22 protein-coding genes are annotated in these 23,886 nt (G+C 69.2%); 8 read left to right on the top strand and 14 right to left on the bottom strand.

Annotated elements, in window-relative coordinates; genetic code table 11:
- Positions 1-171: 171 nt before the first annotated feature.
- Positions 172-2,118, bottom strand: a complete 1,947-nt coding sequence (locus ACHWVH_RS15660) for a PEP/pyruvate-binding domain-containing protein (protein ID WP_394687520.1) — start codon at positions 2,116-2,118, stop codon at positions 172-174.
- A 300-nt stretch (positions 2,119-2,418) separates the two neighbouring features.
- On the opposite strand from ACHWVH_RS15660, the gene ACHWVH_RS15655 reads away from it, so the two are divergent.
- Both ACHWVH_RS15655 and ACHWVH_RS15650 read left to right on the top strand, forming a co-directional pair.
- Positions 2,419-3,402 (top strand): NAD(P)-dependent oxidoreductase, encoded by a 984-nt coding sequence (locus ACHWVH_RS15655; protein WP_394687519.1) that lies wholly within the window; start codon positions 2,419-2,421, stop codon positions 3,400-3,402.
- A 205-nt stretch (positions 3,403-3,607) separates the two neighbouring features.
- Positions 3,608-4,099, top strand: coding sequence for a hypothetical protein (locus ACHWVH_RS15650; RefSeq protein ID WP_394687518.1), 492 nt, complete (start codon positions 3,608-3,610; stop codon positions 4,097-4,099).
- 165 nt (positions 4,100-4,264) lie between these two features.
- Here ACHWVH_RS15650 and imm45 read toward each other — a convergent pair whose 3' ends face one another.
- The 8 genes from imm45 to ACHWVH_RS15610 all read right to left on the bottom strand — a co-directional run bounded on the left by imm45 (position 4,265) and on the right by ACHWVH_RS15610 (position 12,974).
- Complete coding sequence (gene imm45 / locus ACHWVH_RS15645) at positions 4,265-4,453, bottom strand: Imm45 family immunity protein (RefSeq protein ID WP_295928462.1); 189 nt, start codon at positions 4,451-4,453, stop codon at positions 4,265-4,267.
- Positions 4,454-4,702: 249 nt separating this feature from the next.
- Positions 4,703-5,956, bottom strand: coding sequence for an MFS transporter (locus tag ACHWVH_RS15640; RefSeq protein WP_394687517.1), 1,254 nt, complete (start codon positions 5,954-5,956; stop codon positions 4,703-4,705).
- A gap of 154 nt (positions 5,957-6,110) precedes the next feature.
- Positions 6,111-6,788 carry a hypothetical protein gene (locus tag ACHWVH_RS15635; RefSeq protein ID WP_394687516.1) on the bottom strand — a complete coding sequence of 226 codons (678 nt, stop codon included), beginning with the start codon at positions 6,786-6,788 and terminating at the stop codon, positions 6,111-6,113.
- A gap of 97 nt (positions 6,789-6,885) precedes the next feature.
- Positions 6,886-7,677, bottom strand: coding sequence for a hypothetical protein (locus ACHWVH_RS15630; protein ID WP_153750613.1), 792 nt, complete (start codon positions 7,675-7,677; stop codon positions 6,886-6,888).
- Between the two features lie 281 nt (positions 7,678-7,958).
- The gene (locus ACHWVH_RS15625) at positions 7,959-9,296 is read right to left on the bottom strand and encodes a sigma-54-dependent transcriptional regulator (RefSeq protein ID WP_394687515.1); all 1,338 of its coding nucleotides are present in this window, start codon (positions 9,294-9,296) and stop codon (positions 7,959-7,961) included.
- Positions 9,281-10,717 carry a sensor histidine kinase gene (locus ACHWVH_RS15620; protein WP_394687514.1) on the bottom strand — a complete coding sequence of 479 codons (1,437 nt, stop codon included), beginning with the start codon at positions 10,715-10,717 and terminating at the stop codon, positions 9,281-9,283. The genes ACHWVH_RS15625 and ACHWVH_RS15620 overlap by 16 nt, the downstream gene beginning before the upstream one ends.
- 75 nt (positions 10,718-10,792) lie before the next feature.
- On the bottom strand, positions 10,793-12,502 hold the full coding sequence (gene poxB, locus ACHWVH_RS15615; protein ID WP_295924194.1) for a ubiquinone-dependent pyruvate dehydrogenase: 1,710 nt from the start codon (positions 12,500-12,502) through the stop codon (positions 10,793-10,795).
- 127 nt (positions 12,503-12,629) lie between these two features.
- Positions 12,630-12,974, bottom strand: coding sequence for a hypothetical protein (locus ACHWVH_RS15610; protein WP_267124368.1), 345 nt, complete (start codon positions 12,972-12,974; stop codon positions 12,630-12,632).
- Positions 12,975-13,171: 197 nt separating this feature from the next.
- Here ACHWVH_RS15610 and ACHWVH_RS15605 point away from each other — a divergent pair, with 197 nt between their 5' ends.
- On the top strand, positions 13,172-13,399 hold the full coding sequence (locus tag ACHWVH_RS15605) for a hypothetical protein (protein WP_267124367.1): 228 nt from the start codon (positions 13,172-13,174) through the stop codon (positions 13,397-13,399).
- Positions 13,400-13,478: 79 nt separating this feature from the next.
- On the opposite strand, the gene ACHWVH_RS15600 is transcribed toward ACHWVH_RS15605, so the two are convergent.
- The 3 genes from ACHWVH_RS15600 to ACHWVH_RS15590 all read right to left on the bottom strand — a co-directional run bounded on the left by ACHWVH_RS15600 (position 13,479) and on the right by ACHWVH_RS15590 (position 16,289).
- Complete coding sequence (locus ACHWVH_RS15600) at positions 13,479-13,910, bottom strand: low affinity iron permease family protein (protein WP_267084183.1); 432 nt, start codon at positions 13,908-13,910, stop codon at positions 13,479-13,481.
- A 166-nt stretch (positions 13,911-14,076) separates the two neighbouring features.
- Positions 14,077-15,201, bottom strand: a complete 1,125-nt coding sequence (locus ACHWVH_RS15595; protein WP_394687513.1) for a fatty acid desaturase family protein — start codon at positions 15,199-15,201, stop codon at positions 14,077-14,079.
- Between the two features lie 11 nt (positions 15,202-15,212).
- A complete protein-coding gene (locus tag ACHWVH_RS15590) occupies positions 15,213-16,289 on the bottom strand; it encodes a ferredoxin reductase (protein WP_394687512.1) in 1,077 nt (358 codons plus the stop codon).
- A 93-nt stretch (positions 16,290-16,382) separates the two neighbouring features.
- Between ACHWVH_RS15590 and fabR the strand changes: the two genes are divergently transcribed.
- The 5 genes from fabR (at position 16,383) to ACHWVH_RS15565 (ending at position 20,608) form a co-directional block, all read left to right on the top strand.
- A complete protein-coding gene (gene fabR / locus ACHWVH_RS15585; protein ID WP_017912841.1) occupies positions 16,383-17,027 on the top strand; it encodes an HTH-type transcriptional repressor FabR in 645 nt (214 codons plus the stop codon).
- Positions 17,028-17,173: 146 nt separating this feature from the next.
- Entirely contained in the window at positions 17,174-18,040 is an 867-nt protein-coding gene (locus tag ACHWVH_RS15580; RefSeq protein WP_017910119.1) for an SDR family oxidoreductase, read from the top strand.
- Between the two features lie 454 nt (positions 18,041-18,494).
- Entirely contained in the window at positions 18,495-19,007 is a 513-nt protein-coding gene (locus ACHWVH_RS15575) for a ferritin-like domain-containing protein (RefSeq protein ID WP_267111402.1), read from the top strand.
- A 71-nt stretch (positions 19,008-19,078) separates the two neighbouring features.
- Positions 19,079-19,585, top strand: a complete 507-nt coding sequence (locus ACHWVH_RS15570; RefSeq protein ID WP_267111403.1) for a ferritin-like domain-containing protein — start codon at positions 19,079-19,081, stop codon at positions 19,583-19,585.
- A gap of 120 nt (positions 19,586-19,705) precedes the next feature.
- Positions 19,706-20,608 (top strand): manganese catalase family protein, encoded by a 903-nt coding sequence (locus ACHWVH_RS15565; protein WP_043094621.1) that lies wholly within the window; start codon positions 19,706-19,708, stop codon positions 20,606-20,608.
- A 110-nt stretch (positions 20,609-20,718) separates the two neighbouring features.
- On the opposite strand, the gene ACHWVH_RS15560 is transcribed toward ACHWVH_RS15565, so the two are convergent.
- Together ACHWVH_RS15560 and ACHWVH_RS15555 are read right to left on the bottom strand one after the other, a co-directional pair.
- A complete protein-coding gene (locus ACHWVH_RS15560) occupies positions 20,719-21,360 on the bottom strand; it encodes a DUF6766 family protein (protein ID WP_152235639.1) in 642 nt (213 codons plus the stop codon).
- 175 nt (positions 21,361-21,535) lie between these two features.
- On the bottom strand, positions 21,536-23,800 hold the full coding sequence (locus tag ACHWVH_RS15555) for a methyl-accepting chemotaxis protein (protein ID WP_394687695.1): 2,265 nt from the start codon (positions 23,798-23,800) through the stop codon (positions 21,536-21,538).
- Positions 23,801-23,886 lie beyond the last annotated feature (86 nt).

The following is a 23,886-nucleotide window of genomic DNA, read 5'->3' as shown; positions in this document are numbered from 1 at the left end:
GGGTCGCGGCTGAGGCCGCTCCTACAGAAGGCGGACGTGGCGAACTGTCGTCCATAGGAGCGGCTTCAGCCGCGACCGGACATCAATGGAACTCAGATACCACCGTGCCGCGCTGGCTGCCCACCGCAAGCGGCTGCACCGATAGCGCCCCGGCAGCAATGTGAGGGTGGTTCACTGGCGCCCACCCCGCTCCACATACGGCCTCGCCTGCAGGATCACCACCTCGTCGCCGACCACGGCCCACTCGATGTCCTGGTCCGCGCCGCCCAACGCCTGCTTGGTCATCGCGCCGACCTTGGCCAACCGCGCGATGAGCGCGTCGGTCAGTACCTGGCGGGTGCCGACGATCGGCACCTCGCGGACGCCGCCGGCGGCGTTGGCCACGAGCTGGGTGTCCTCGGCCGAGCGGCTCAGCACCTGCACCGCCCTGGACCAGCTCGAATACATCACCTGTTCGGCCTGGCGCTTGCCCTCGACCACGCGGATGCCCAGGCCGCGCTTGGCCGAAATGTAGGTGACGTGGCGGCGCGCGGCATCGAACGGATCGCGGGTGATCATCACCCCGGAGCTGTCGGACGGCGCGGCCAGCTGCACCAGCACCGCCATGGCCACCGCGTCCTGCGGCAAGCCGGCGGCGGCGCGCGCTTCGTAGGCCTCGAAGTTGTACACCGACGCCCACACCGTCTGCACCGCCTTGGCCAAGGCGTCGGCACGGGTGACGTTGGGCACGGTGGTGTACAGGCCGGCGCCGCTGAAGCCGGGCAGATCCTCGGAGTTGGACGAGCTGCGCACGAACACGCCGGCGCCGTGCAGTTGCCCCTGCCACTGCGTCTCCAGCGCGCGCACGAAGGCGGGATCGGGCGCGGCGTCGGCGATCTCGGCACGCAGCGCCGCCAGCGCGGCGCGACGCACCTCCGCATCGGTGGCGAAGCCGGGGCGGCGCTGCAGGTCGCGCAGGCGCTGGTCGACCTGCAGACGCTGCAGCGTCGCCTGATAGAACGCGAACGGGATGCAGAAGCCGTCCGGCACGCGCGCGGCCGGCGGCAGCACCGCTTTCAGCGTGCCGAGATTGGCGGCCTTGGTCCCGCAGGCGCGGCTGTCGCGGGCGCGCAGCGCCGCCAGCGGTTGGAGCGCGGCCACGCTCAGGTCCGGACGCGGCAGCGCGCGGGCCGCGGTGCGGGGAGCGGCAGCGGGTGCGGCCGTCGGCGGACCCGCCAGCGCTGTCACCCGGTAGTCGTTGTGGGTGACATCCAGTTGCACCCAGCGCCCGTCGTACTGGCGCAACGCCGCCTGCGCATCGCGCACGTACACGTTGGGAATGCCCCAGCCCTTGGCCAGCAGGTTGACGTGCGACAACAGCGTGGACGGGCGTTGCGTGATCAGGCCGGCGACCGGTGCCAATGCGATCGGCACCTCGTCCAGTACCGGGATGTCGCGCGGCGTCAGGGCACGGAACTGCGCCTCCGAACGCACGATGCGCAGCCGTCCCTCGGCATGGCCGGTGTTCAACGGCAGGAAGCGCTGCTCGCGCAGCAGCGCTTCCTGTGTCACGAAGGCCAACCCGGCGGACTTGGCCACCTGTTCGTGCAGCGTGGAGTTGGTCTTGAACCGCAGCGTGTCGAAGAACGACGCGCGCAGGGCGGCATCGGTCTGCTGCAGCAAGGGCGCGGTAAGGACGTCGCCCTCCCAGAACTCGTAGGTGTAGCCCGGCAGATCCTGCTGCCAGCTCAGGGTCCCGAACAGGAAGCGGCGCTGCGGATCGCGGTACTGCGCCTTCAGCGCCGTCTTGCCCATGCCCGGCGCCAGACGCTGGCGCACGAATTGCTCGTGCAGCGCGAAGCGCGGGGTGTTGAGGTAGTAGACGCGTCCACCCTGCTGCCGGTCGATCACGAACAGCAGATGCGGCAGCTCCAGCGCGGTGCCGGCGTTGTAGACCCGCGCGAGCTGCAGGAACTGCGCACGGCTGTCCAGGCGCGGCAGGGAATCCGGTCCCGTCGCCGGCTGCACGATGGCATTGCTGCCAGGGCGTTGCTCGTAGGCCGACGGCTTGCGCGCGGTCTGCGCCAGCGTGGGCGCCACCGGCCACAGCAGCGCGAAAAGGACACACCACGCCGACACGCGTGGCCACGAAAGGGACGGACGGGCTCGATCCATGATGCCGGTTCGGGAGGGCGACGAGCGCGGATCATACGCCAGCGCCTGCGCGTTGGCTGCGCGGCCAGGCGTTGCCGGGCATGGTCCGGCGTTTGCCCCCGCCGCGGGCCGTTGGGATGACGGGGGAGAATGACATCCGCTGCGGACAGCTCCACCAGGCCGTCCTTTCGGTATCGTTGACCGACAGAACGCTGCGCAGCCGCGTGCGGCCCCGCCACATGCCTGCCCGCGACCTGACGCACCTCGCCCCAGCCAGGAGTCCGCATGCCGCTGTATCCCCTGTTCGCCGACCTGGCCGGACGCCGCGTGCTGGTCGTCGGCGGCGGCGAGGTGGCGATGCGCAAGATCGAGGCGCTGCTGCACGCTGGCGCCGACGTGCTGGTGTACGCGCACGCGCTCAACCCCACCGTGGCGCAGTGGCTGGCGCAGGGCCGCCTGCAACGCGCCGACGGCGCCTTCGACCCGCAGTGGCTGGACGCCGCCTGGCTGGTGGTGGCCGCCACCGACGACGACGCGTTCAACCGGCAACTGGCCGAACAGGCCGGAGCGCGACGCAAGTGGGTCAACGTGGTCGACGACGCCGCGCTGTCGACGTTCCAGGTGCCGGCGATCATCGACCGCGACCCGCTGTTGATCGCGATCTCCTCCAGCGGCGCGGCACCGATGCTGGCGCGGCGCCTGCGCGAGCGCTGGGAAACCGAACTGGACCATTCCTACGCCGAACTGGCGCAACTGTTCGCGCGCCACCGCGCCGCCATCCGCGCGCGCCTGCCGGACCTGCCGCAGCGCCGCCGCTGGTTCGAACAGGTACTGGAGGGACCGGTGCAGACCCTGCTGCAGAGCGGCCAACGCGATGCCGCCGAGCAGGCCTTCGCCGACAGCCTGCAGCGCAGCGACGCGGTACCGCGGCAAGGCAGCGTGTGGCTGGTCGGCACCGGCAGCGGCGACCCCGGCGCGCTGACGCTGAAGGCGCTGCGTACGCTCAACCAGGCCGACCTGCTGCTGGTCGGTGCGCAGGTGAGCGCGGCGGTGCTGAGCCTGGCGCGCCGCGATGCCAGCCGCCAGCCGCTGCCGGACGATCCGGCAGCGCACCTGGCGCTGCTGATCGAACAGGCGCAGGCCGGGCAGCGCGTGGTCAGCCTGCTGCCGGGCGATGCGTTCAGGGAGCAGCCACACGCGGCGCTGGCAGCGCAATTGGCCGACGCCGGCATCGCCTGCGAGGTGGTGCCCGGAGTGGCACTGGGTTGAGGCGTGGCAGCATAGCCGGCGCACTTGGCGAAGACGGTTGCGCGGCGCAGACTCTGCACACCGTGGCGGCAGCATCGCGGCGTTCCTAGCAATGCAGTTCGACGCACTGGTCTCATCTTACGGGCCTGACGCTTAATTCTGGTGCTAGCGCTACGTTGAAGCCGAATCCGCTTCGCGGCCCTTCCTAATTATGGTGTTAGATAGTATGGAGACAGTTCGGCACTCGTTGATGCTTCGGGAAAGCGAGAACCGCTTCGCATCGGCTGAACTGCTGCGGGCGGCAGGCGACGAGTCAGATTCAGCGTACCTACTACAGCTTGTCGGCTTCGAGTTGCTACTCAAGGTTGTCGTAGAGCGCGCCACGGGCGAAGACGCTCACGGCCACGATTACTTGAGGCTGTTCAATCAGCTCTCGCGGGAAATCCAAGACACCGTGCTGCGGCTCGCCGGAGAATGGGCGGGCCCGTCCGGGCTTACCGACTGCCACGAAAGCGTGTTTACCGACCTCGGCAACAATTTCGTGAAGCTGCGCTACCCCTACGAAAAGCACAGCTGTCTTTCCAACGAGCAGTACCGGCGGGTCGGAGAAGACTGGATCGCTCGTGGCGCCACCAACACGGAGGCTGACTTCCGCTACCATCCTGAAGAGCTGCGAGCGCTTACGCTGGCCCTGCGCGAGGTCGCTGGTGCCAGCTAAGAATTCGTCAAAGCTGGCGTGGCTTCGCGGCGCGGATTGACAGGTCGATCATGCGGCACTGTTCTCCATAACAAGCGAGCGAAGGCCGTTACAGTGCACAAAGCACTGTACAGTCTCCATCGACAGCCTCATCGCGGAGGCATCGCTCCCGGAACAAACCCACCCTCAGCTCTCGCGCGCGTCCACCACATACACCCACTCCAGCGGGCACTCGAAGTAGCACCATTTGTTCCAGTTCGCGATCAGCCATTCGCAATCGACTGCACACCCAGTCTCGCGCGGCCGCGAGCCGTCCGGAAGAATCGAATAGATCAAGCCGGCCTTGTATCCGCTAACGTTCAGCAGCGCATACATCTTCCCTTCCTAGTGCGCGAGATGCATGAGCATCAGTTCCACCAACTCGCCATCGGGAAGCTCGCAGAGCAGGATCTTGCCTCGCTCTAGATCCTGAGCGTAGTCGGTGATCTTCTGCTTTCAGGTCAATCGACACCTCGTTTGCCACGGCGTGGTCCATCCTGCGCATCGCGCCGTCAGCAACCGGGGCCAGTGTCGCGTAACCGCGGCGTGTGCGGCAGCGCCATCGACGAGGCCAAGTAACGTGGATTAGGCCGGCAGCGGCGGCACCGGTTCGTCGGCTGCGCCGTCCCGCTTCGCCGTCACCAAGTGCTTGCGCATCCCCACCCACAACGCCAGCGACAGCAGCGAGATGCCGCCCAGCAGCAGGAATGCGGCGCGATAGCCGAACCCCTGTGCGATCCAGCCGCCCAGTGCGGGACTCAGCGCCGCGCCGACGCCCTGCATCGTCATCACCGCGCCCTGCCCCACGTTGACCCGGCCGGTGCCCTGCAGCAGGTGCGCCACCAGCGCCGGCACCGCCACGCTCTGCAGGCCGGCGCCGACGCCATCGAGGATCTGCACCGGGAACACGCCCCAGGTGTGGATGACGCTGGCGGCGATCAGCCCGCGCAGCGGCAGCGCCAGGAAGGTCAGCAGCAGCACCCACCAGTGCCCGCGCACGCGGATCAGGCGCATCGCCAGCAGCGAGGCGAGCACCATCGTGGACTGGGCGACGATGATGGTGGTGGCGGTCAGCGCGTTCGGGTCGCCCTGATGCGCGGCCACCACGGCCATGCCGTACAGCGGCAGCATCGCCGCATTGCCGAGGTGGAACAGCGCCAGCGCCGCGGCCAGGACCAGCAAGGGCTTGCAGGTCAGCAGTACCGACCAGCCGCTGACCTGCGTACCGTGGTCGTCCTCGGCCTCGGCCATGCCGCGCGCCGCACGGTGATCGATGGCGTCGCGCGGAATCATCAACACCGAGATGATCGCCAGCACGCCGAAGCAGCCGGTCAGCACGAACACCGCGCCGAAACCGAATTTCCAACCGAGCAAGCCCGCCAGCGCCGCGGCCACCACGTTGCCGGCATGGCTGCCGACCTGGTTGCGCGCGATCTGGTGATCGAAGCCGGCCTGGCGCACCAGGCCCAAGGTGATGCCGGACAGCGCCGGCCCCAGCGCGGCGGCGGCGAGCGCGGTCATCACCTGCGCGGCGATGACGCCGGGCAGCGTCGGCGACCACCACAGCAGCGCTGAGGCCAGCAGGATCATGCTGCAGCCGACCACCACGATGCTGCGCTTGCGCTTGGTCGCATCGACCAGCGCGCCGCCCGGCGTGGTGGCGAGCATGCCGACGATGCCGCCGGCGGTCATTACCGAGCCGATCGCGCCGAGCGACCAGCCCTTGGATTGCAGGAACACGCTCAGGAACGGGCCGAGCCCGTCCTGCACGTCGGCCATGGTGAAGTTGAGCGCTTCCAGCGCGCGCGTGCCGCGCGGGCGCTTGCCAGCGCCGCTCATGCGCGCACCGCCGACGAGCGCGTCGACAAGGACAGGAGAGCGTGGTGCTGCGCAGGCGCGACGGGCGGCATGACGGTGTCCTGGATGGCCAGCTGAAACACAGGCGCGGGGGGGGGGCGGGGGCCGGGGCCACCCCGCCCCCACGACTCGGAACTTAGTGGGGCTTGGGCTTCGGTTTCGGCTTGGGCCCGTCCTTCGGCGCAGCATCATCCGCATGCGCGTGCAACGGCTTGTGATGAGGCTTGGGCGGCTTCGGCTTCGGCTTCAGCGGCTGCAGCGTCGCGTCGCTGGCGCCCAGCGCCTGCGCATGCAGCACCTGGCCATGCGCGGACTCCAGCAATTCGCCCTGCGCCGTCAGCGGCTTGCCGGCGGCGAGCCAGCGCGCCGATTCCGGCACCGCGTGCGGCGGGAAGCGCACGATCAGCCCGTCCTCCAGCAGCGCGCCATGCACCTGCCCGTGCGGGCCGTGCAGCAGCCGTGCGATGGTGCCGGCGTGACGCACCGCGTCCTGCGCAGGCTTGTGCTTGGCCGGCGACTTGGGCTTGGGTGTGTGCGGACCGGCATGCGGACCTTCATCGACGATGCGCGCGGACCCATCCGGGTCCACCGCCAACGCCACCAGCACATCGGCGCCGCGCGGCTTGAGTCCGCGTACGCCGAGGCCGGCGCCCGGACGCAGCGCCTTCAGCAGTTGCGCCGACAGGTGCGGCGGGGTGTGCACTTCGGTGCCGTCGTCGAACAGCAGACCGTCGACGTCGGCCTTGGGGTTGAGCAGGAAGCGCGCGAGCGTGCCACGGGTTTCCGGCAGGGAATCGGGATCGACCCAATGCATTGCATTCTCCAGACGAACAAGGGATGCCGGCGGGGGCCGGCAGCGCCCGCCGCGAACGGCGGGCGCAGGGGTCAGGCGCGATGGAACCGCGCCCGGATCAACGCGGGGCCGGCGGCGGCGGCGGGGCGGCCGGCGCACCCGGCGCGCCCGGCGGCGGCGGAGCAGCCGGCGGCGCAGGCGGGGCCGGGGGCGCGAACACCGCCTGCAGCGAGTTGCGGTCGCGGCCGACCTGGGTGGCTTCCACCGAGCGACCCACCTGGGTCAACACGCCGAAGCCGTTGACGCTCAGGCGCGCGCCGGGCCGCAGCAACTCGCTGTACTGCACGGCGGCGTGCGGTGGCATGCGCACCACGGTGCCGTCGCTGAGCAGCACGCCGGCGGTGTCGCCGCGCGGGCCATAGACCAGCCGCTCGATGCGGCCATCGGCCTGCAGCGGGGTCAGGGCCGGCGGTGCCGGGGGCGCCGGCGGCGGCGTCATCGGGTTCGGCGGGCGGTCGACCACCTGCTTGCCACTGCGGCGCGCGGTGATGGTGTTGGCCTGCAGCAGCGGCAGGCTGCCCAGGCGATAGCCCTGCACCGAGATCGCATCGCCACGACGTACGGCGGCCTGCAGATCGGCCGACAGGTGCGGCGGGAAGCTGACCTGGGTGCCGTCCATCAGCCACAGGCCATCGACGTCGCCGTTGGGGTTGAGCATGAAACGCTCGACAGTGCCGTCCACGCGCACCGGCGTGGCAGCGACGGGGGCCGCGGGCGGCGGCGGCGGTGCCGGGACGCTGCCGGGCGCCGGCGGGGCGGGAGGTGCGGGCGGCGCCGGCACCTGCGCGGTGGCGGCAGCGGCAGCGGTGGCCAGCACCAGGGACAGAGCGAGTGCGCTACGACGGATCATGGGAGTTCCTCCTGAGCGGCAAGGGGGCGCCGCTCGCAGGAGAAATAATGCAGAGGCCGTGCCAACTTTTAAGTCATTGATCTTTAAATGAATCGAGTGCCGATCTGGCTTTGGCAGCGTCTCCATTCCATCCACATCTGTCCGCTTTGCGGACAGGTGTGGATGGAAGGGGATTGGAGATTGGGGATTGGGGATTCGTAAAAGCGGGTGCCGCGGCCTGATGTCAGGCGCTTTCACGAATCCCAAATCCCCAATCCCGGCGGCGCGCGCCAGCGCGCCGCCTACAACCCATACTCGTCGAGCTTGCGGTACAGAAGTTGGCGATGGATGCCGAGCCGGCGCGCGGCCTCGGCGCGGTTGCCGTGGGCCTGGGTCAGCGCCGCCTGGATCATCTGCCGTTCCAGTTGCGCGATCGCCTGGGGCAGGGTCAGCGCGTCGGTATCGAGCGCCGTGGGCGTCTCGGCGGGCTGGGCCAGCAGTTCGTCCAGGTCGTGCGCCTCGACCACCGGCGCACGCACCAGCACCTGGCAGCGCTGCATGGCGTTGCGCAACTCGCGCACGTTGCCCGGCCAGGGATAGGCGCGCAGGCGCGCCTGCGCTGCCGTCGACAGCGTCTGCGGGGCGCTGGCACCGGCGGCGAGGAAGTGCTGGGCGAGCAGCAGGATGTCGTCGCCGCGCTCGCGCAGCGGCGGCAGTTCGATCGGCACCACGTTGAGCCGATAGCGCAGGTCGCTGCGGAAGCGCCCGGCGTCCACCGCCTGCAGCAGATCGCGGTGGGTGGCGGCGATCACCCGCACATCCACCTTCTGCGCGCCGCGCCCGCCCAGCGGCGAGACCTCGCCTTCCTGCAGGAAACGCAGCAGCTTGGCCTGCATCGGCAAGGGCATGTCGCCGATCTCGTCGAGAAACAGGGTGCCGCCATCGGCGTCGCGGATCAGGCCGTTGCGGTCGCTCACCGCGCCGGAGAACGCGCCCTTGCGGTAGCCGAACAGCTCGCTCTCCATCAGCTCGGCGGGAATCGCCGCGCAATTGATCGCCACGAACGGCTGCGCGGCACGGGCGCTGGCACGGTGCAGCGCGCGCGCCGCCAGTTCCTTGCCGGTGCCGGTTTCGCCGGTGATCAGCACCGGCAGGTCGGACGCGGCGGCAAGGCCGATGCGCTTGTGCACGGTGCGCATCGCCGCGCTGTGGCCGAGCAGCGCGTCGTCCTCCTCGGCGGGCATGGCCGGTGCGGCCTCCGGCATGGCGTCGCCGCGGCTGCGCAGGGCGCGCTCGACCACCTCGGCGATATCGGCGCGGCCCACCGGCTTGACCAAGTGATCGAAGGCGCCGAGCTTCATCGCCTCGATGGTGTTGCCGCTGGAGGCATGCGCGGTGAGCATCACCAGCGGCACGCGCATGGCCAGCGCATCGTCCTGGCGCGCACGCATCAGTGCGATGCCGTCCATGCCGGGCATTCGGAAGTCGACGAAGGCCAGGTCGAGCCCACCCTCGCCCAGGCGCGCCAGGCCCTCGCGCGGATCGGCCACGGCCACGACGTCGTGGCCGAACGAGCGCAGCGTGGCCTGCAGGGTGCTGAGGAAGGCCAGGTCGTCGTCGATGATCAGGATGCGCGCCATGGCAGCTCCAGGCTGAACTCGGTGATGCCGTCGCGATGCGCGTAGTGCGCCTCGCCGCCATGGGCGCGGGCGATCTCGCGCACCAGCGCCAGGCCCAGGCCGTTGCCGTCGCTGCGGCCGCTGGCGAACGGTTCGAACAGATGCGCGGCCACCGGCGCCGGCACCGGATCGCCCTGGTTGCGCACGCGCAGGTGCAGCAGGTCGTTCTCGGCCTGCGCCGCCAACGTGACCTCGGTGCCGGGAGCGGCGTGCTGCAGCGCATTGCGCAGCAGGTTGTGCAGGGCGCGCCCGGCCTGCTGCGGATCCAGCATCCACTGCGCTGGCGCCGCTTGCAGGCGCAGCGCGATCGGCGGCGTCTGCCCGTCCCAGTCGGCCGGGTCCAGCAGCGCCTGCAGCCACGGTTGCAGCGCCACCGTCTGCCGGTGCAGGCGGATCGGCTGAACCATGCCGAGCAGGCTTTCCACCACGCCGTCCAGGCGCTGGATCTGCGCCAGCATCAGTTGCGCCTGGGCGTCGTCGGCGCCGTCCGCGTGCGCGGCGATCTGGTTTTCCAGCGCCAGGCGCAGGGTCGCGATCGGGTTGCGGATTTCGTGCGCCACGGTCGCGGTCATGCGCCCCAGCGCGGCCAGGCGTTCGTGCCGCGACAGCTCCTCGCCGAGCCGGCGGGTCTCGGCCAGGGCCCGCGCGCTGCGTTGCGCATAGTCGGTGACCGCGGCGCCGAGCCGGTCCAGCTCCGGCGCGCCGGTCTTGGGGATCTGCGGTACCTCGGCCGGCGTCGCCAAGGCCTGCTGGATGCCCTGCAGGCGCTGGCTCCAGCGCCGCACCACCCAGCCCAGCGCCAGCGCCGACACCACCACCAGCGCCAGGATCAGCGCCATCCCCAACGCCAGCGGCAGACTGGCGGCGGCGTCGCTGGAGGCCACGCGGGTCATGGCCCAGGCCGCGGCATTGCGGTCCAGCGGGCAGGCCGCGATCAGCAGGCTCTCGCGTTGCCCGTCGCGGCGATAGTCCACCGGGTGCTGCGCCTCCACTCCGCGCTGCGCGGTGGACACGATGACGTTGCGCTCGGCCGAGGGCACGTCGGTCTTGTGCTCGGTCCCGTCGTAGGTCGGATAGGCATAGGCGACGAAGCCGCGCTGGCGGTCCCAGAAGCCGCCTTCCACGCCGGCGGCATCGGCCAGCACCAGCTGCGACACCACCGCCGCCAAGCCGGTGCCGTCGCTGCCGTGGGCAGCGGCGCTGGCGCCGTTGTAGCGCTGCACCATGCGCGTGCACACCTCGCGCAACCCGGCCTGCGCGCGTTCGCTGCGCACGCCCTCGCTGTGTCGGTACAGCCCGACCAGCACCACCGCCATGCCCACGCAGGCGGCGACGATGACGATCCAGATCAGCAGCAGTTGCCGCAACAGCGAACGGGGCATGGACGTCCTTGGGCGCAACGGAAGAGGCGGGGCGAACCGCGGCGATCGTAACCGCGCCGCGGTGCCTGCGGCGACTCAGCGCAGGTTGGTCTTGACCAGTTCCAGCACCTCGTCGCCGCGTCCGCTCATCACCGCGCGCAGCAGGTACAGGCCCATGCCCTTGGCCTGTTCCAGCTTGACCGCCGGCGGGATCGCCAGTTCCTGGCTGGCCACGCGCACGTCCACCAGCGCCGGGCCGGGATGCGCGAACGCCTCGCGCAGGGCCGGCTCCAGTTGCGCCGACTCGTCCACGCGCAGACCCAGGATGCCCATGGCGTTGCTCATCGCCGCGAAGTCCGGATTGCTCAGGTCGGTGCCGGTATCCAGGTAGCCGGCCGACTTCATTTCCATCGCCACGAAGCCGAGCGAGCCGTTGTTGTAGACCACCACCTTCACCGGCAGGCCGAGTTGGGCCAGGGTGATGAAATCGCCCATCAGCATGGTGAAGCCGCCATCGCCGGACAGCGAGATCACCTGCCGGCGCGGGAACTGCGCCTGCGCGCCGAGCGCCTGCGGCATCGCATTGGCCATCGAGCCGTGGTTGAACGAGCCGAGCAGGCGGCGCTGGCCGTTCATGGTCAGGTAGCGCGCCGCCCACACCGTCGGCGTGCCGACGTCGCAGGTGAAGATCGCATCGGCGTCGGCCAGCGCATCGACCATGCGCGTGACGAACTGCGGATGCGACGGCTCGCCGGGGGCCGAGGCCACGGCCAGGTCGTCCAGGCCCTCGCGCGCCTTGCGGTAGTGAGCCAGCGACTTCTCCAAGAAGCCGCGGTCCTCGCGACGCTGCAGGCGCGGCAGCAGCGCGGCGATGGTCTCGCGCACGTCGGCGGCGATGCCCAGTTGCAGCGGCGTGCGCCGCCCCAGCGCGGCCGGGTCGTTATCGACCTGCACGATGGTGGCGTCCTTGGGATAGAACTGCCGGTACGGGAAATCGGTGCCGAGCATCAGCAGCGTGTCGCAGTTGAGTATGGCCTGGTAGCCGGAACTGAAGCCGATCAGGCCGGTCATGCCGACGTCGAACGGGTTGTCCCACTCCACATGTTCCTTGCCACGCAGCGCGTGCACGATCGGTGCGCCGAGCGCGTCGGCCAGCGCCACCACCTCGTCGTGCGCGCCGGCACAGCCGCTGCCGCACAGCAAGGTGGTGGCCTTGCTCGCCTGCAGCAGATCGGCCAGCTTCGCCACGTCGGCGTCGGCCGGCAGGATGCGCGGCGCGGCCAGCGCCGGCCACGTCGTCGGCGTGCCCTTGGGCATTTCCTGCAGCGCCACGTCGCCTGGAATGACCACTACCGCCACGCCGCGGCGCAGGATCGCCGTGCGCATCGCCCGCTGCAGCACTTCCGGCATCTGCGCCGGGTTGGTCACCAGTTCAACGTAGTGGCTGCACTCGCGGAACAGTTCCTGCGGATGCGTCTCCTGGAAATAGCTCAGGCCGATCTCCGAGGACGGAATGTGCGCGGCGATCGCCAACACCGGCTGGTGGCTGCGGTGACAATCGAACAGGCCGTTGATCAGATGCAGGTTGCCCGGGCCGCAACTGCCGGCGCACACCGCCAGCTTGCCGCTGACCGCGGCTTCGGCGCCGGCGGCGAAGGCGGCCACTTCCTCGTGGCGCACGTGCATCCACTCGATGCTGTCCATCTGCCGCAGCGCGTCGGTCAAGCCGTTGAGGCTGTCGCCGGTCACGCCCCAGATCCGCTCCACGCCCGCGCTGTGCAGGGTTTCGGCGAGCAGGCGAGCCATGGTCTGCTTGGACATACGTGCTGATCTCCGGGTGGGGAGCAGCATGGTCGCACCGCGTGCGTTACCGACGCGTGGCGCAGCAGATGCAGCCCGCGCCTGCCGCCCCCATGTTCAGCGCACGGTGCGGCTAGTCTTCGCCGCGTGCAGCGGCGGCATCGTGCGCCGCATTGTCCGCATCATCCTCGTGGTAGCCACCCGGCGTGGCGGCCTTGCCATGCGCGCCGCCGGCATGTGCGCCGGTGGCGCCATACGTTCCGGCCTGGCCCAGGTTGGGCTGGCTGCGCCCGCTACGGTCCTCGCCGTGATTCTGCGGCGTAGGCGCCTGCTGCTGCGGCGGTATGGGCTGCGACGGCACGTCGCGGTCGCGGCCGCGCGGCACGCCGCTGCCGGCGGACACATCGCCCTGCTTGCCGCGGTAGGCGGCCTGGCGTACGTCGTGCGTGCCGGTGGGAGGTGAAGTGCGCTGCGCCATGACGATCTCCTGCAGAAGCCTGGGACCGCATCACGCTAGGCCGGAAGGTGTTAGCCAACCCGCAAGGCGCCATGAAGAGCACGCGAGCAAGCACTACGCTGCGAATCCGCACCACCACGCCGCACGCACGTGACCTGCACGCCTGCGCCACCCGCGCTGGCCGACGCTGGCCGTTCCTTCCGCATTGGAGCCCTGCGATGTCCGGTCTACTCTGGAAACTTGCGCTGGCCGGCACGGCTTACGCCGCCATCCGCGCCTATCGCCGCAACACCCACACCACCATGGCCGACGGGGCCTCGTCCATGCCACCAGCCGAACTGGATGACGGCCTGGCCACGCCGCCGCATGGCGACACCCTGCAGGGCGCCGAGCGCGCCTCGACGACTGCGGTCACAGACGATCCCGACGGCGCCGTGCCGGCCTGATCCCTGCAACGCGCAGCGGCGTGTCGCGCGCTCACCGCCGACACGCTGCTTCCGCCGTCCGCAGGGCGCGGGCGTCAGCTCAACCTTTGGGGCGATCGTGGGTTTCGCGGCCATCGCCGTGGCGCGCATTGCGCGCACGCAGTTCCTCGCTGGCCTTGCGCGCCAGTTCCTCGTACTGGCGGCGGATCTCTTCCAGCCGCTTCTCGTCCAGCTCTTCCAGGTCCAGCAGCTCGTTGTTGGCCTTGGCGCTGACCCGGATCAGTTCGTCGAGCTTGATCTGCATCGCCGCGGTGTCGGCGTTCTGGGTGTGCTGGATCAGGAACACCATCAGGAAAGTGATGATGGTGGTGCCGGTGTTGATGACCAGTTGCCAGGTGTCGTTGAAGCCGAACACCGGGCCGCTGAGGCCCCACACCAGCACGATGCATAGCGCGATGCAGAAGGTCCAGGGCGTGCCGGCGGCATACGACGCCTTCTTGGCGACGACGTTGAACAGCTTAGCAGGTTTCATCGCAGGCCCTCGCTCGACGGGAGACGCCTGCACCGCCGCCAGCGTCTGCAGGCGGTCAAGGATGATCGACAGCCTCCCGTGAGCGAGGCGTGCATATCGCGCCAGCGCCGGGCCAATGAAAAAGGCGGGGTCGCCCCCGCCTTTTTGCTTGACCTGTGCGCGAGGCTCAGCCGGCCTGTTGCGTCGCCGGCTGCAGCGCCCGCACCGGGCGCGGCCGGCTCGGGAAGGCGTGGCGCAGAATCCGCCACACCACCTGGCCGAACTGCTTGGGCAGCGAACCGGTGTTGTAGTGCTGGCCGTAGCGCGCGCAGATCTCGCGCACCTGCACCGCCAGCGCCGCATAGCGGTTGGCCGGCACGTCCGGGAAGAAATGGTGCTCGATCTGGTGGCTGAGGTTGCCCGACAGCACGTTCAGCAGCTTGCCGCCGGCCAGGTTGGACGAACCGCGCAGTTGCCGCAGGTACCAGTGCCCGCGCGACTCGTTCTTGATCGACTCCTTGGGGAAGGTCTCGGCATCGGCGGTGAAGTGGCCGCAGAAGATGATCACGAAGGTCCAGATGCTGCGCAGCACGTTGGCGGCCAGGTTGCCCAGCAGCACCGGCAGGAAGAACGGGCCGGCCAGCGCCGGGAACAGGATGTAGTCCTTGAAGATCTGCCGGCCCATCTTGCGCCCGACCGGCAGGAACGTCCGCTTCAATTCGCCGCGCTTCATCTTGCCGGCCAGCCAGCGGCCCAGGCGCAGGTCCTGAATCGCCACGCCCCATTCGAACAGCAGCGCGAACACCACCGCGATGAACGGCTGCGCCAGGTAGAACGGGCGCCAGCGCTGCTCGGGGAAGATGCGCAGCAGGCCATAGCCGATGTCGTCGTCCATGCCGCGCACGTTGGTGTAGGTGTGGTGCTTGAAGTTGTGCGTCTTGCGCCAGTTGTCGCCGGTGGCGACGATGTCCCACTCGTAGGTGTTGCCGTTCAGGTGCGCATCGCCCATCCAGTCGTACTGGCCGTGCATCACGTTGTGGCCCAGCTCCATGTTCTCCAGGATCTTGGACAGGGTCAGCAGCAGCACGCCGGCGATCCACGCCGGCACCAGCACGCTGTGCACGAAGGCGCCGAGGAACAGCAACCCACGGCCGGCCACGCCGGTGTAGCGCACCGCGGCGACGATGCGGCGGATGTAGCGCGCATCGCGCGCGCCCAGGTCGGCCAGGGTGCGCATGCGCAGCGCGTCCAGTTCGTCGCCGAAGGCCTGCAGTTCGGCCGGGGTGAGTGCGCGGTTGCGGGGAGCCGCCATGGGGAAGTCCTTCAGAGGTCCAGGGTCAGGTCGCTACTGGCGCTGTTGACGCACAGCTTCAGCGAACCGGGTTCGGCGGCGTGGGCGCCGCTGAGCAGATCACGGGTGACGCCGGCCTGCTTGCCGCAGGCGCAGCTGTTGCAGATGCCCATGCGGCAGCCGTGCTTGGGCCGCAGGCCTTCGGCTTCCAGCGCGGTGAGCAGCGACTGGCCGCGCGGCAGCTGCAGCACGCGGCCGCTGCGCGCCAGGGTCACCGCCACGGTGCCCTGCTCGACATCGGCAGGCGCCGGCGGCGCGCTGAATGCCTCGGCCTGGAAACGCGCCACGCGGTGCTGCAGGCGCGCACGCGCGGCCTGCACGAAGCCGCCGGGGCCGCAGGCCAGCACCTGTGCCTGCTCCAGGCTGCCCAGGGCGTCCAGCGGCAGCGTGTCCACGCGCGGAGCCGGGGCGTCGCCCTCGCCGGTGATGGCCAGGTGCAGGCGGAAGCGCGGATGCGCCGCGGCCAGCGCCTGCAGTTCGTCGCGGAAGCAGACCTGGTCGTGGCGCCGCGCCCAGTACAGCAGGTCGACATCGGCCGGCATGCCGGCATCGGCCAGTTGCCGCAGCAGCGCGCGCATCGGGGTGATGCCGCTGCCGGCGGCCAGCAGCAGCCAGCGGCCGTGCGGCGCGGTCGGCAGCACCATCTCGCCGTAGGCCTGGCCGAGTTCGAACACCTCGCCGATGCGCGCCGCGCCGGCCAGGTACTGGCTGACCCGGCCGCCGTCGACGGTCTTGACCGTGATCGCCAGGCGCCCGCCCGGCAACGGCGTGGGGCTGTAGCTGCGCAGCAGCCGGCGGCCGTCGATCTCCACGCCCAGTTCCACGTGCTGGCCGGCACGCAGGCCGCGCCAGTGGCGGTTGGGCTGCAGCACCAGGGTCACCGCATCGCTGCTGGCGGCCTCACGCTGCACCAGGCGCGCACGTGGGCGCTGCCAGGTCCACAGCGGGTGCAGGCGGGTGGACCAGAAATCGAACACGTCCGGCTTGACCCAGGCGCGCAGGGCGCGGGCGGCAGGGCGGAGCTTGGCGGGACGGCGGGCAGCATTCATGGGGTCCACTATACAGATGAAGATACAGATGTCTATACAGTTGTGCATTCAGCAATGGCGTTATCATCCCCCATTGCCTGGCCCGGTCTGCCCATGACGACGCTCTCCCCTCCCCCGTCCGCGGACACGCCGAACGCCCGCAAGGGCGCGATCTCGCGCGAGGACCTGCTGGCCGCGGCGCTGAAGCTGATCGGGCCGCACCGCAGCGTGTCCACACTGAGCCTGCGCGAGGTGACCCGCGAGGCCGGCATCGCCCCCAACAGCTTCTACCGCCAGTTCCGCGACATGGACGAGCTGGCGGTGGCGCTGATCGACCTGGCCGGCAGCTCGCTGCGCACCATCATCGGCCAGGCACGGCAGCGTGCCGCCGGCAACCGCCGCAGCATCATCCTCAGTTCCGTTGAGACTTTCATGGAACAGTTGCGCGCCGACGACAAGCTGCTGCACGTCCTGTTACGCGAGGGCACGGTCGGCTCGGACGCGTTCAAGCATGCGGTGGACCGCGAGCTGAACTATTTCGAGGACGAACTGCGGGTGGACCTGATCCGCCTGGCCGCGCTGGAGGGCGCGCCACTGCACGAGCCGGCACTGGTGTCCAAGGCGATCACCCGGCTGGTGTTCGCGATGGGCGCCACCGCGATGGACCTGCCGCCGGAGAAGGATCCTGAACTGATCCGGCAGATCACCGCGATGCTGCGCATGATCATCGTCGGCGCGCGCACGCTCGCCGCCGGCTGAGTTCGCGGCGCAGCGGCGTCGCCACCGCAGACAGCCATTGGCACGGGCGCTTGCCCGCATCGTGACATGCCGCCGACATGGCCTTGGCCCCGGCTTTACCTGCGCCTGCCCACCCTCGTCGGACACTCCCCCAACGAGGCATGCACATGGCCGTTCCGAACTATCCCTCGCCGCCGTTCAAGGCGCAGCAGCAATCCTTTCCCGGCAAGACCCAGGCCATGGATCCGAAACCGGATCATGGCGAAGACAGCTATGTCGGCCACGGCCTGCTGCAGGGCAAGCGCACGCTGATCACCGGCGGCGACAGCGGCATCGGCGCGGCGGTGGCGATCGCCTATGCGCGCGAAGGCGCCGACGTTGCCATCGCCTATCTGCCCGACGAGCAGGACGACGCCGAGCGCATCGGCAAGCTGGTTGAGGATGCCGGTGTGCGCGTGCTGCTGCATCCCTGCGACATCAGCGACCGCGCGCAGGCCGAGACGTTGATCAAGACCGTGACCGACGCCTTCGGCGGCCTCGACGTACTGGTCAACAACGCGGCCTACCAGCGCTATTTCCACAGCTTCGACGAGATCACCCTCGACGAGTGGGAAAAGACCTTCGCCACCAACGTGCATGCGCCGTTCCACCTGGTGCGGCTGGCGCTGCCGCACATGCCCGAGGGCGGCTCGATCATCAACACCGCCTCGGTGAACTCGAAGAAGCCCACGCCCAACATCCTTCCGTACTCTGCGACCAAGGGCGCGCTGGCCAACCTGACCATCGGCCTGGCCGGCCTGCTCGCCGAGAAGAAGATCCGCGTCAACGCGGTGCTGCCGGGCCCGATCTGGACTCCGTTCATTCCCACCGGCATGGATGAGGAATCGGTGCGCACCTTCGGGGAGCAGACGCCGTTCGGCCGTCCTGGCCAGCCAGCGGAACTGGCCTCGGCCTATGTGCTGTTGGCTGCGGACACCTCGAGCTATACCTCGGGCACGTTGCTGACCATCTCGGGTGGCGCGGTGACGCTGTAAGGCCGGGAATCGTAAGTGGGGAATCGGCAATGGGAAAAGCGCTGCGGGCTGGCGGCGCTGTAGGTGCGACTCTGGCCGCGAGAGGCTTTCCCCTGATGTTGTCGCTGTGATTCCTCACGCAAGCACACGCATCGCGCCTGCTGCTGTCTCGTTAGCAGGCCACAGATCCAGCGCACTCCCCTCTTTAGGAGCGGCTTTAGCCGCGACAGGCCTTCATGGGAATACCTGTCGCGGCTGAAGCCGCTCCTAAGAGCGCGAGCGCAAAAGACATGCAGCACCACGCATCACGCGTATCACCACCGTGTACATCTCCTCACACGGCATCTCGCACGGCATTCACTCTGCGCTGCAACTGCTCTAACGGCGGCAATTCTAGGTTGATCGCACAGGGGAAAAACACACGGACGCGCGATGCGATGCAGGTGCGTCGCGCACACCATCTGGAGCGATATCCATGACCCGAAGCAACACCGAACGCTTGTTGAAGTGGCTGCAGGACGCCTACGCCATGGAGCAGGAGGCCAACACCATGCTCACTGCCACCGCCGGCCGCCTGGAGCACTACCCGCAGCTGAAGGCGCGCATCCAGCAGCACGTCGACGAAACCCGCGATCAGTCCGAGCAGGTCAAGCGCTGCATCCAGATCCTCGACGGCTCGGTCCCGACGATCAAGGGCACGGTGGCGAGCGTGATGGCCTCGGTGCACGCCGCCGGCAATTCGATGATGAGCGACGAGGTGGCCAAGAGCCTGGGCGTGAGCTACGCGTTCGAGCATATGGAGATCGCCAGCTACCGTTCCCTGGTGATCGCCGCCAAGGAAGCCGGGCAGACCGAGATCGCCGACATCTGCGCCGCCATCCTCGACCAGGAAATCGCCATGGCCGAGTGGCTGATCGAGCACCAGGAAGCCACGATCCTGGCATTCCTGAAGCGCGAACGCACCGAAGGCGAAACCGCCAAGCACTGAGCGTCGTCGTGCACCGCACGACGCGTGCGCATTCCCCAGCAGCACCCACCATCATCGACCGGAGACTCCCCATGGCCGTCAAGACCATCGACGAACTGTTCATCCACGAGCTGTCGGACATCTACAGCGCCGAGAAGCAGCTCACCAAGGCCCTGCCGCGGCTGGCGCGCGCCTCCACCAACCCGGCGCTGCGCGCGGCGTTCGAAGCGCACCTGGAAGAAACCCAGGGCCAGATCGAACGCATCGACCAGATCGTCGAGAAAGGCAACCTGCGCCTGAAGCGGATCAAGTGCGCCGCCATGGAAGGCCTGGTGGAAGAAGGCAAGGAAGTGATCGAGTCGATCGAAGCCGGCCCGGTGCGCGATGCCGCGTTGATCGGCGGCGCGCAGAAGGTCGAGCATTACGAGATCGCGTCCTACGGCACACTTGCCGCCATGGCCAAGCAGCTGGGCATGGACGATGCGTTGAGCCTGCTGCTGGAAACGCTCAATGAAGAGAAGTCCACCGACGAGAAGCTGACCCTGCTGGCCGAGCAGTGGGGCAACGAAGAAGCGGCACGCAAGCGCAAGGCGGCCTGACCGCCCCGGCCGCGGCCCGCCAGCGCGGGTCGCGGCGTCCCAGACGCCTATCCCCCACGCGCGGCCCTCGGTCGCGCCATTGCGTCGTCACGACGTTCGGGCGGCACTCCAGGAGAACCCATGTTCATGCACAACAAGCGGCTGATGTACACGGTCCGCGTGGCACAACCCGATCCGGCGCTGGCCTCGCTGATGCTGGAACAGTTCGGCGGCCCGCAAGGCGAGCTCGCCGCGGCGATGCGCTACTTCACCCAGGCCATCGGCGAGGTCGATCCCGGCCGCAAGGATCTGCTCTACGACATCGCCACCGAGGAGCTCAGCCACCTGGAAATCATCGGCTCGATCATCGCCATGCTCAACCAGGGGCCGAAGGCGGTGCTGTCCGAAGGCATGGCCGAAGCCGAGGACATGCGCAACCTCACCCGCAACAACAACACCAGCCAGACCCAGCAGATTCTCTACGGCGGCGGCCCGGCGCTGGTCAATTCCAGTGGCGTGCCGTGGAGCGCGGCCTACGTGGACAGCATCGGCGAGCCGACGGCCGACCTGCGCTCCAACATCGCCGCCGAAGCGCGTGCCAAGATCGTGTATGAGCGCCTGATCAACGTCACCGACGATCCGGGCATCGTCGATGCGCTGACCTTCCTGATGACCCGCGAGGTGGCGCACCAGAAATCCTTCGAGAAGGCGCTGTACGCGATCGAGCCGAACTTCCCGCCGGGCAAGCTGCCGGGCGATCCGGCCTTCACCGACCGCTACTACGACATGTCGCAGGGCGACGGCGACATGCAGGGGCCCTGGAACAGCGGCAGCCAGTGGGAGTCCATTGCCAACCGCAATCGCCAGGTGGCGGTGGATGGCGGCAGCGGGATGCCCAGCGTGGGCCTGAGCGAACTGGAACAGAGCGCAGTGCAGGCGCTGGCGGCGCGTACGCTGTCGCAGCCGGACAGCGACCCGACCACCGGTGCCGACCTGGGTGCCGGCCCGGGTGCCGGTTCGACCAAGGGCAGCGTGGCGCGCTAGCGCTTCACTGCAGGTCCACCGCAACGACGCCGACGCCGCGATGCACAAGCACCGCGGCGTTCGCATGTCTGGGCCATTGCCCGTGGTCGACACCGCCCTCGGCGCCGCGATCAATCGCCGGTCTGCCGATGCGGCGCGTGCACCGGCTTGGATTGCGGGGAATCCTTCTGCCGCAGCCAGATGCTCAACACCACCAGCGCGAACACCGCCAGGAACTCGCTCTGCCAGTTCTGCATCGATTCGAACCAGAACTGCGCGCCGCTGGCGTGTTCCCAGAAGGACGGCAGCGGCCGATGCTGCATGGCCTGCTCGGCCACCTCGTGGCGCCAACTGCCCAGTGCATGCAGGACGAAGCTGAGCAGGAACAGCGCACCGAAGGCCAGTGCCAGCGAGCGCTCGTACAGCGCCAGCCAGATGCCGCCGGCGCGCACCGGCCAAGGCGCCGGGCCCGGCGCGACGGCGTCGTCCTCCTGCCCTGGCGACAGCGGCCGCGACTCGGCCGAGCCCCACTGGCGCAGCTTCACCGTCAGCACCACGTACATGCCCATCTGCAGGAACTCGCTCTCCCAGTTCTCGAACAGCGCGCCGATGAAGTGCCCGCTGTGCAGGTACTGCCACATCGGCAGCGCCGCCAGCCCCTGCTGGCGCAGTTCCTCGTTGTAGGCTTGGTGGCCACTCAGCGCCTGAGCGGCCATGAACAGCAGGCTCAGCGCCAGCAACACGATCGACAGGCTGTTGCGTTTCCAGAACATCGACTCGGCTCCTCCTCCACCGCCGCACTGCCGGCACGCCGTCGCTGCGACCATAGGCAGCCACAGGCAAAAAGTGGATGAAGAAGCTGGGGCGATACGCCTCGGATGCCAGGCGATGCCATCACCTGCAGGAGCGGCCACGGCGTGGCAGCAGGCGCCACCACGCCGCACTGGCTCAGAACTCTTCCCACTCCGCGCTGTCCGCCGGCACGCCCTGGATCGGGCGTGGCTTGGCCGCCACTTGCCGCACCGGGACCGTCGGCTTGGGCTTGGTGGCGACGGCGACAGCCCGCACTGCCGACCTGGCCGGCTGCGGCCTGGCCGCGGGGGCCGGTGCCACGCTGATGGCGGCACCGCCGGCGAGGCGGAACACCGCCACCGCGCGTGCCAGTTCCGCCGCCTGGTCTTCCATGCTCTTGGCCGCCGCGCTGGCTTCTTCCACCAATGCCGCGTTCTGCTGGGTGCCCTCGTCCAGCTGCATCACCGTCTTGCTGACCTGGTCGATGCCCGCGCTCTGCTCGGCGCTGGCCGCGGAGATCTCGGCCATGATGTCGGTGACCCGCTTCACCGAGGCGACCACCTCGGTCATGGTGGTGCCGGCGCGGTTGACCAGGGTCGAGCCCTGCTCCACTTCCTGCACCGAGTCGGAGATCAGGGCCTTGATCTCCTTGGCCGCCGCCGCCGAGCGCTGCGCCAGCGTGCGCACTTCCGAGGCCACCACGGCGAAGCCGCGGCCCTGTTCGCCGGCGCGCGCCGCTTCCACCGCCGCATTGAGCGCGAGGATGTTGGTCTGGAAGGCGATGCCGTCGATCACGCCGATGATGTCGGCGATGCGCGCGGACGCGGCGCTGATCGAGGCCATGGTCGCCACCACTTCCTCCACGGCGCGGCCGCCGTGCTCGGCCACCTCGCCGGTGCTGAGCACCAGCTGGTTGGCCTGGCGCGCGCTGTCGGCGTTCTGCTTCACGGTGGACGTCAGCTCCTCCATCGAGGCGGCGGTTTCTTCCAGGCTGGCCGCCTGCTGCTCGGTGCGCACCGACAGGTCGCTGTTGCCGCTGGCGATCTCGCTGGCGGCGGTGTTGATCGAGCCGACCGCGCGCTGGATGCCCTGCACGATGCCGGTCAGTTGCTCGGCGGTGCGGTTGGCGGCGTCGGCGAGGGTGCCGAACGCGCCTTCGTAGCGCGCGTCCACGCGCTGCGACAGGTCGCCATCAGCGATCGCCCCCATGATCCGGCCGACGTCGGCCAGGCCGCTGTCGGCCTGACGCATCAGCCGGTTGAGCGCTTCCACCATTTCCTTGAACGCGAACGCGTAGCGCGCCTCGTCGCCACGCGCAGTGAAGTCGCCGCGGGCGGCCGCGTCGGCCAGCCGCGCGATGTCGCCGTTGACCGCCGACAGGTTGGCCTTGACCACGTCCAGCGCCTCGTGCAGCGCGGCGCGCTGTCCCGGCAGCCGACGCATGTCGCGGCGCAGGTCGCCGCGGCCGTACTCGTCCATGATCGCCATCGCCTCGACGATCGCGTCCAGGTGCTCGAACAGCGCCGTGTTCATGCCGTGCGCGAGCGTGCCGTAGTCGCCGGGGAAGTCCTCCGGCATGCGGTGGCTGATGTCCTCGCCCTGCTGCAGCCGCACCAGGGTCTGCATCTCGCCGTTGAAGCGCTGCAGCTGGGTCTGCATCTGCTGCATGCTGGTCATCAACTGCCCGGTCTCGTCGCGCGACTCGACCTTGATCGGATTGTCGAAGCGGCCCGAGGCGATCGCTTCGGCGGTCCGCGTGGCGCCGCGCAGCGGCGCGACGATGGCGCCGGCGATCAGCCAGCACAGGCCCACCACCAGCGCCACCAGGCCACCACCGATCACGGTGAGGATCCTGGTGAAGCCCATCGCCTGGGCCTGGATGTCCTCGGCATACACGCCCATCGCCAGCACCCAGTTCCACTGCGGGTACAGCGCGGCGTAGCTGATCTTCGGCAGCTGCACCGACTTGCCGGGCTTGGGCGCGGTGTAGTAGCTGAAACCGTCGCCGCTGCGCACCGCCGTCTGGATGTCGCGGTACACGTACTCGCCGGCATCGCTCCTGTAGCCGCTCATGTCGGTGCCGACCGCGCGCTTGGGATGCATGACGATGCGCATCTGCGGGTCGACGATGAAGAAGTAGTCCACGCCGCCGTTGGTCTTCATGTCGGCCAGCGCGCCCTTGGCCGCTGCCTGCGCCTGCGCCTCGGTCATCTCGCCGCGCTTGGCCAGATCGGCGTAGTGCTGCATCACGCTCAGGCCCATGTCGACCTGGGTCTTGACGCTTTGCTTGCGCGCATCGATCAGGTTGAGATATTGCAGGCGCGCCGCGGCAACGGCGAGCAGGATCACGCCGAGCGCGATCAGCGTGCACAGCACGATGAACTTGCGCGCCATGGGCAGATTGGCGATATGGCGGCGCAGAAATTGGATGGGATTCATGGCGTAGAAAGCAGAGAACGGAATTTTGTATCGGCCAGCGCGCGCTCGAACTTGAACTGCGAAGTGCT

Source organism: uncultured Xanthomonas sp. (genome assembly GCF_964278005.1).
In the GTDB taxonomy this organism is placed as follows: Bacteria; Pseudomonadota; Gammaproteobacteria; order Xanthomonadales; family Xanthomonadaceae; genus Xanthomonas_A; species Xanthomonas_A sontii.
Note: the sequence above shows the minus strand (reverse complement) of the source record. Positions and strands in the feature narration are given on the sequence as shown.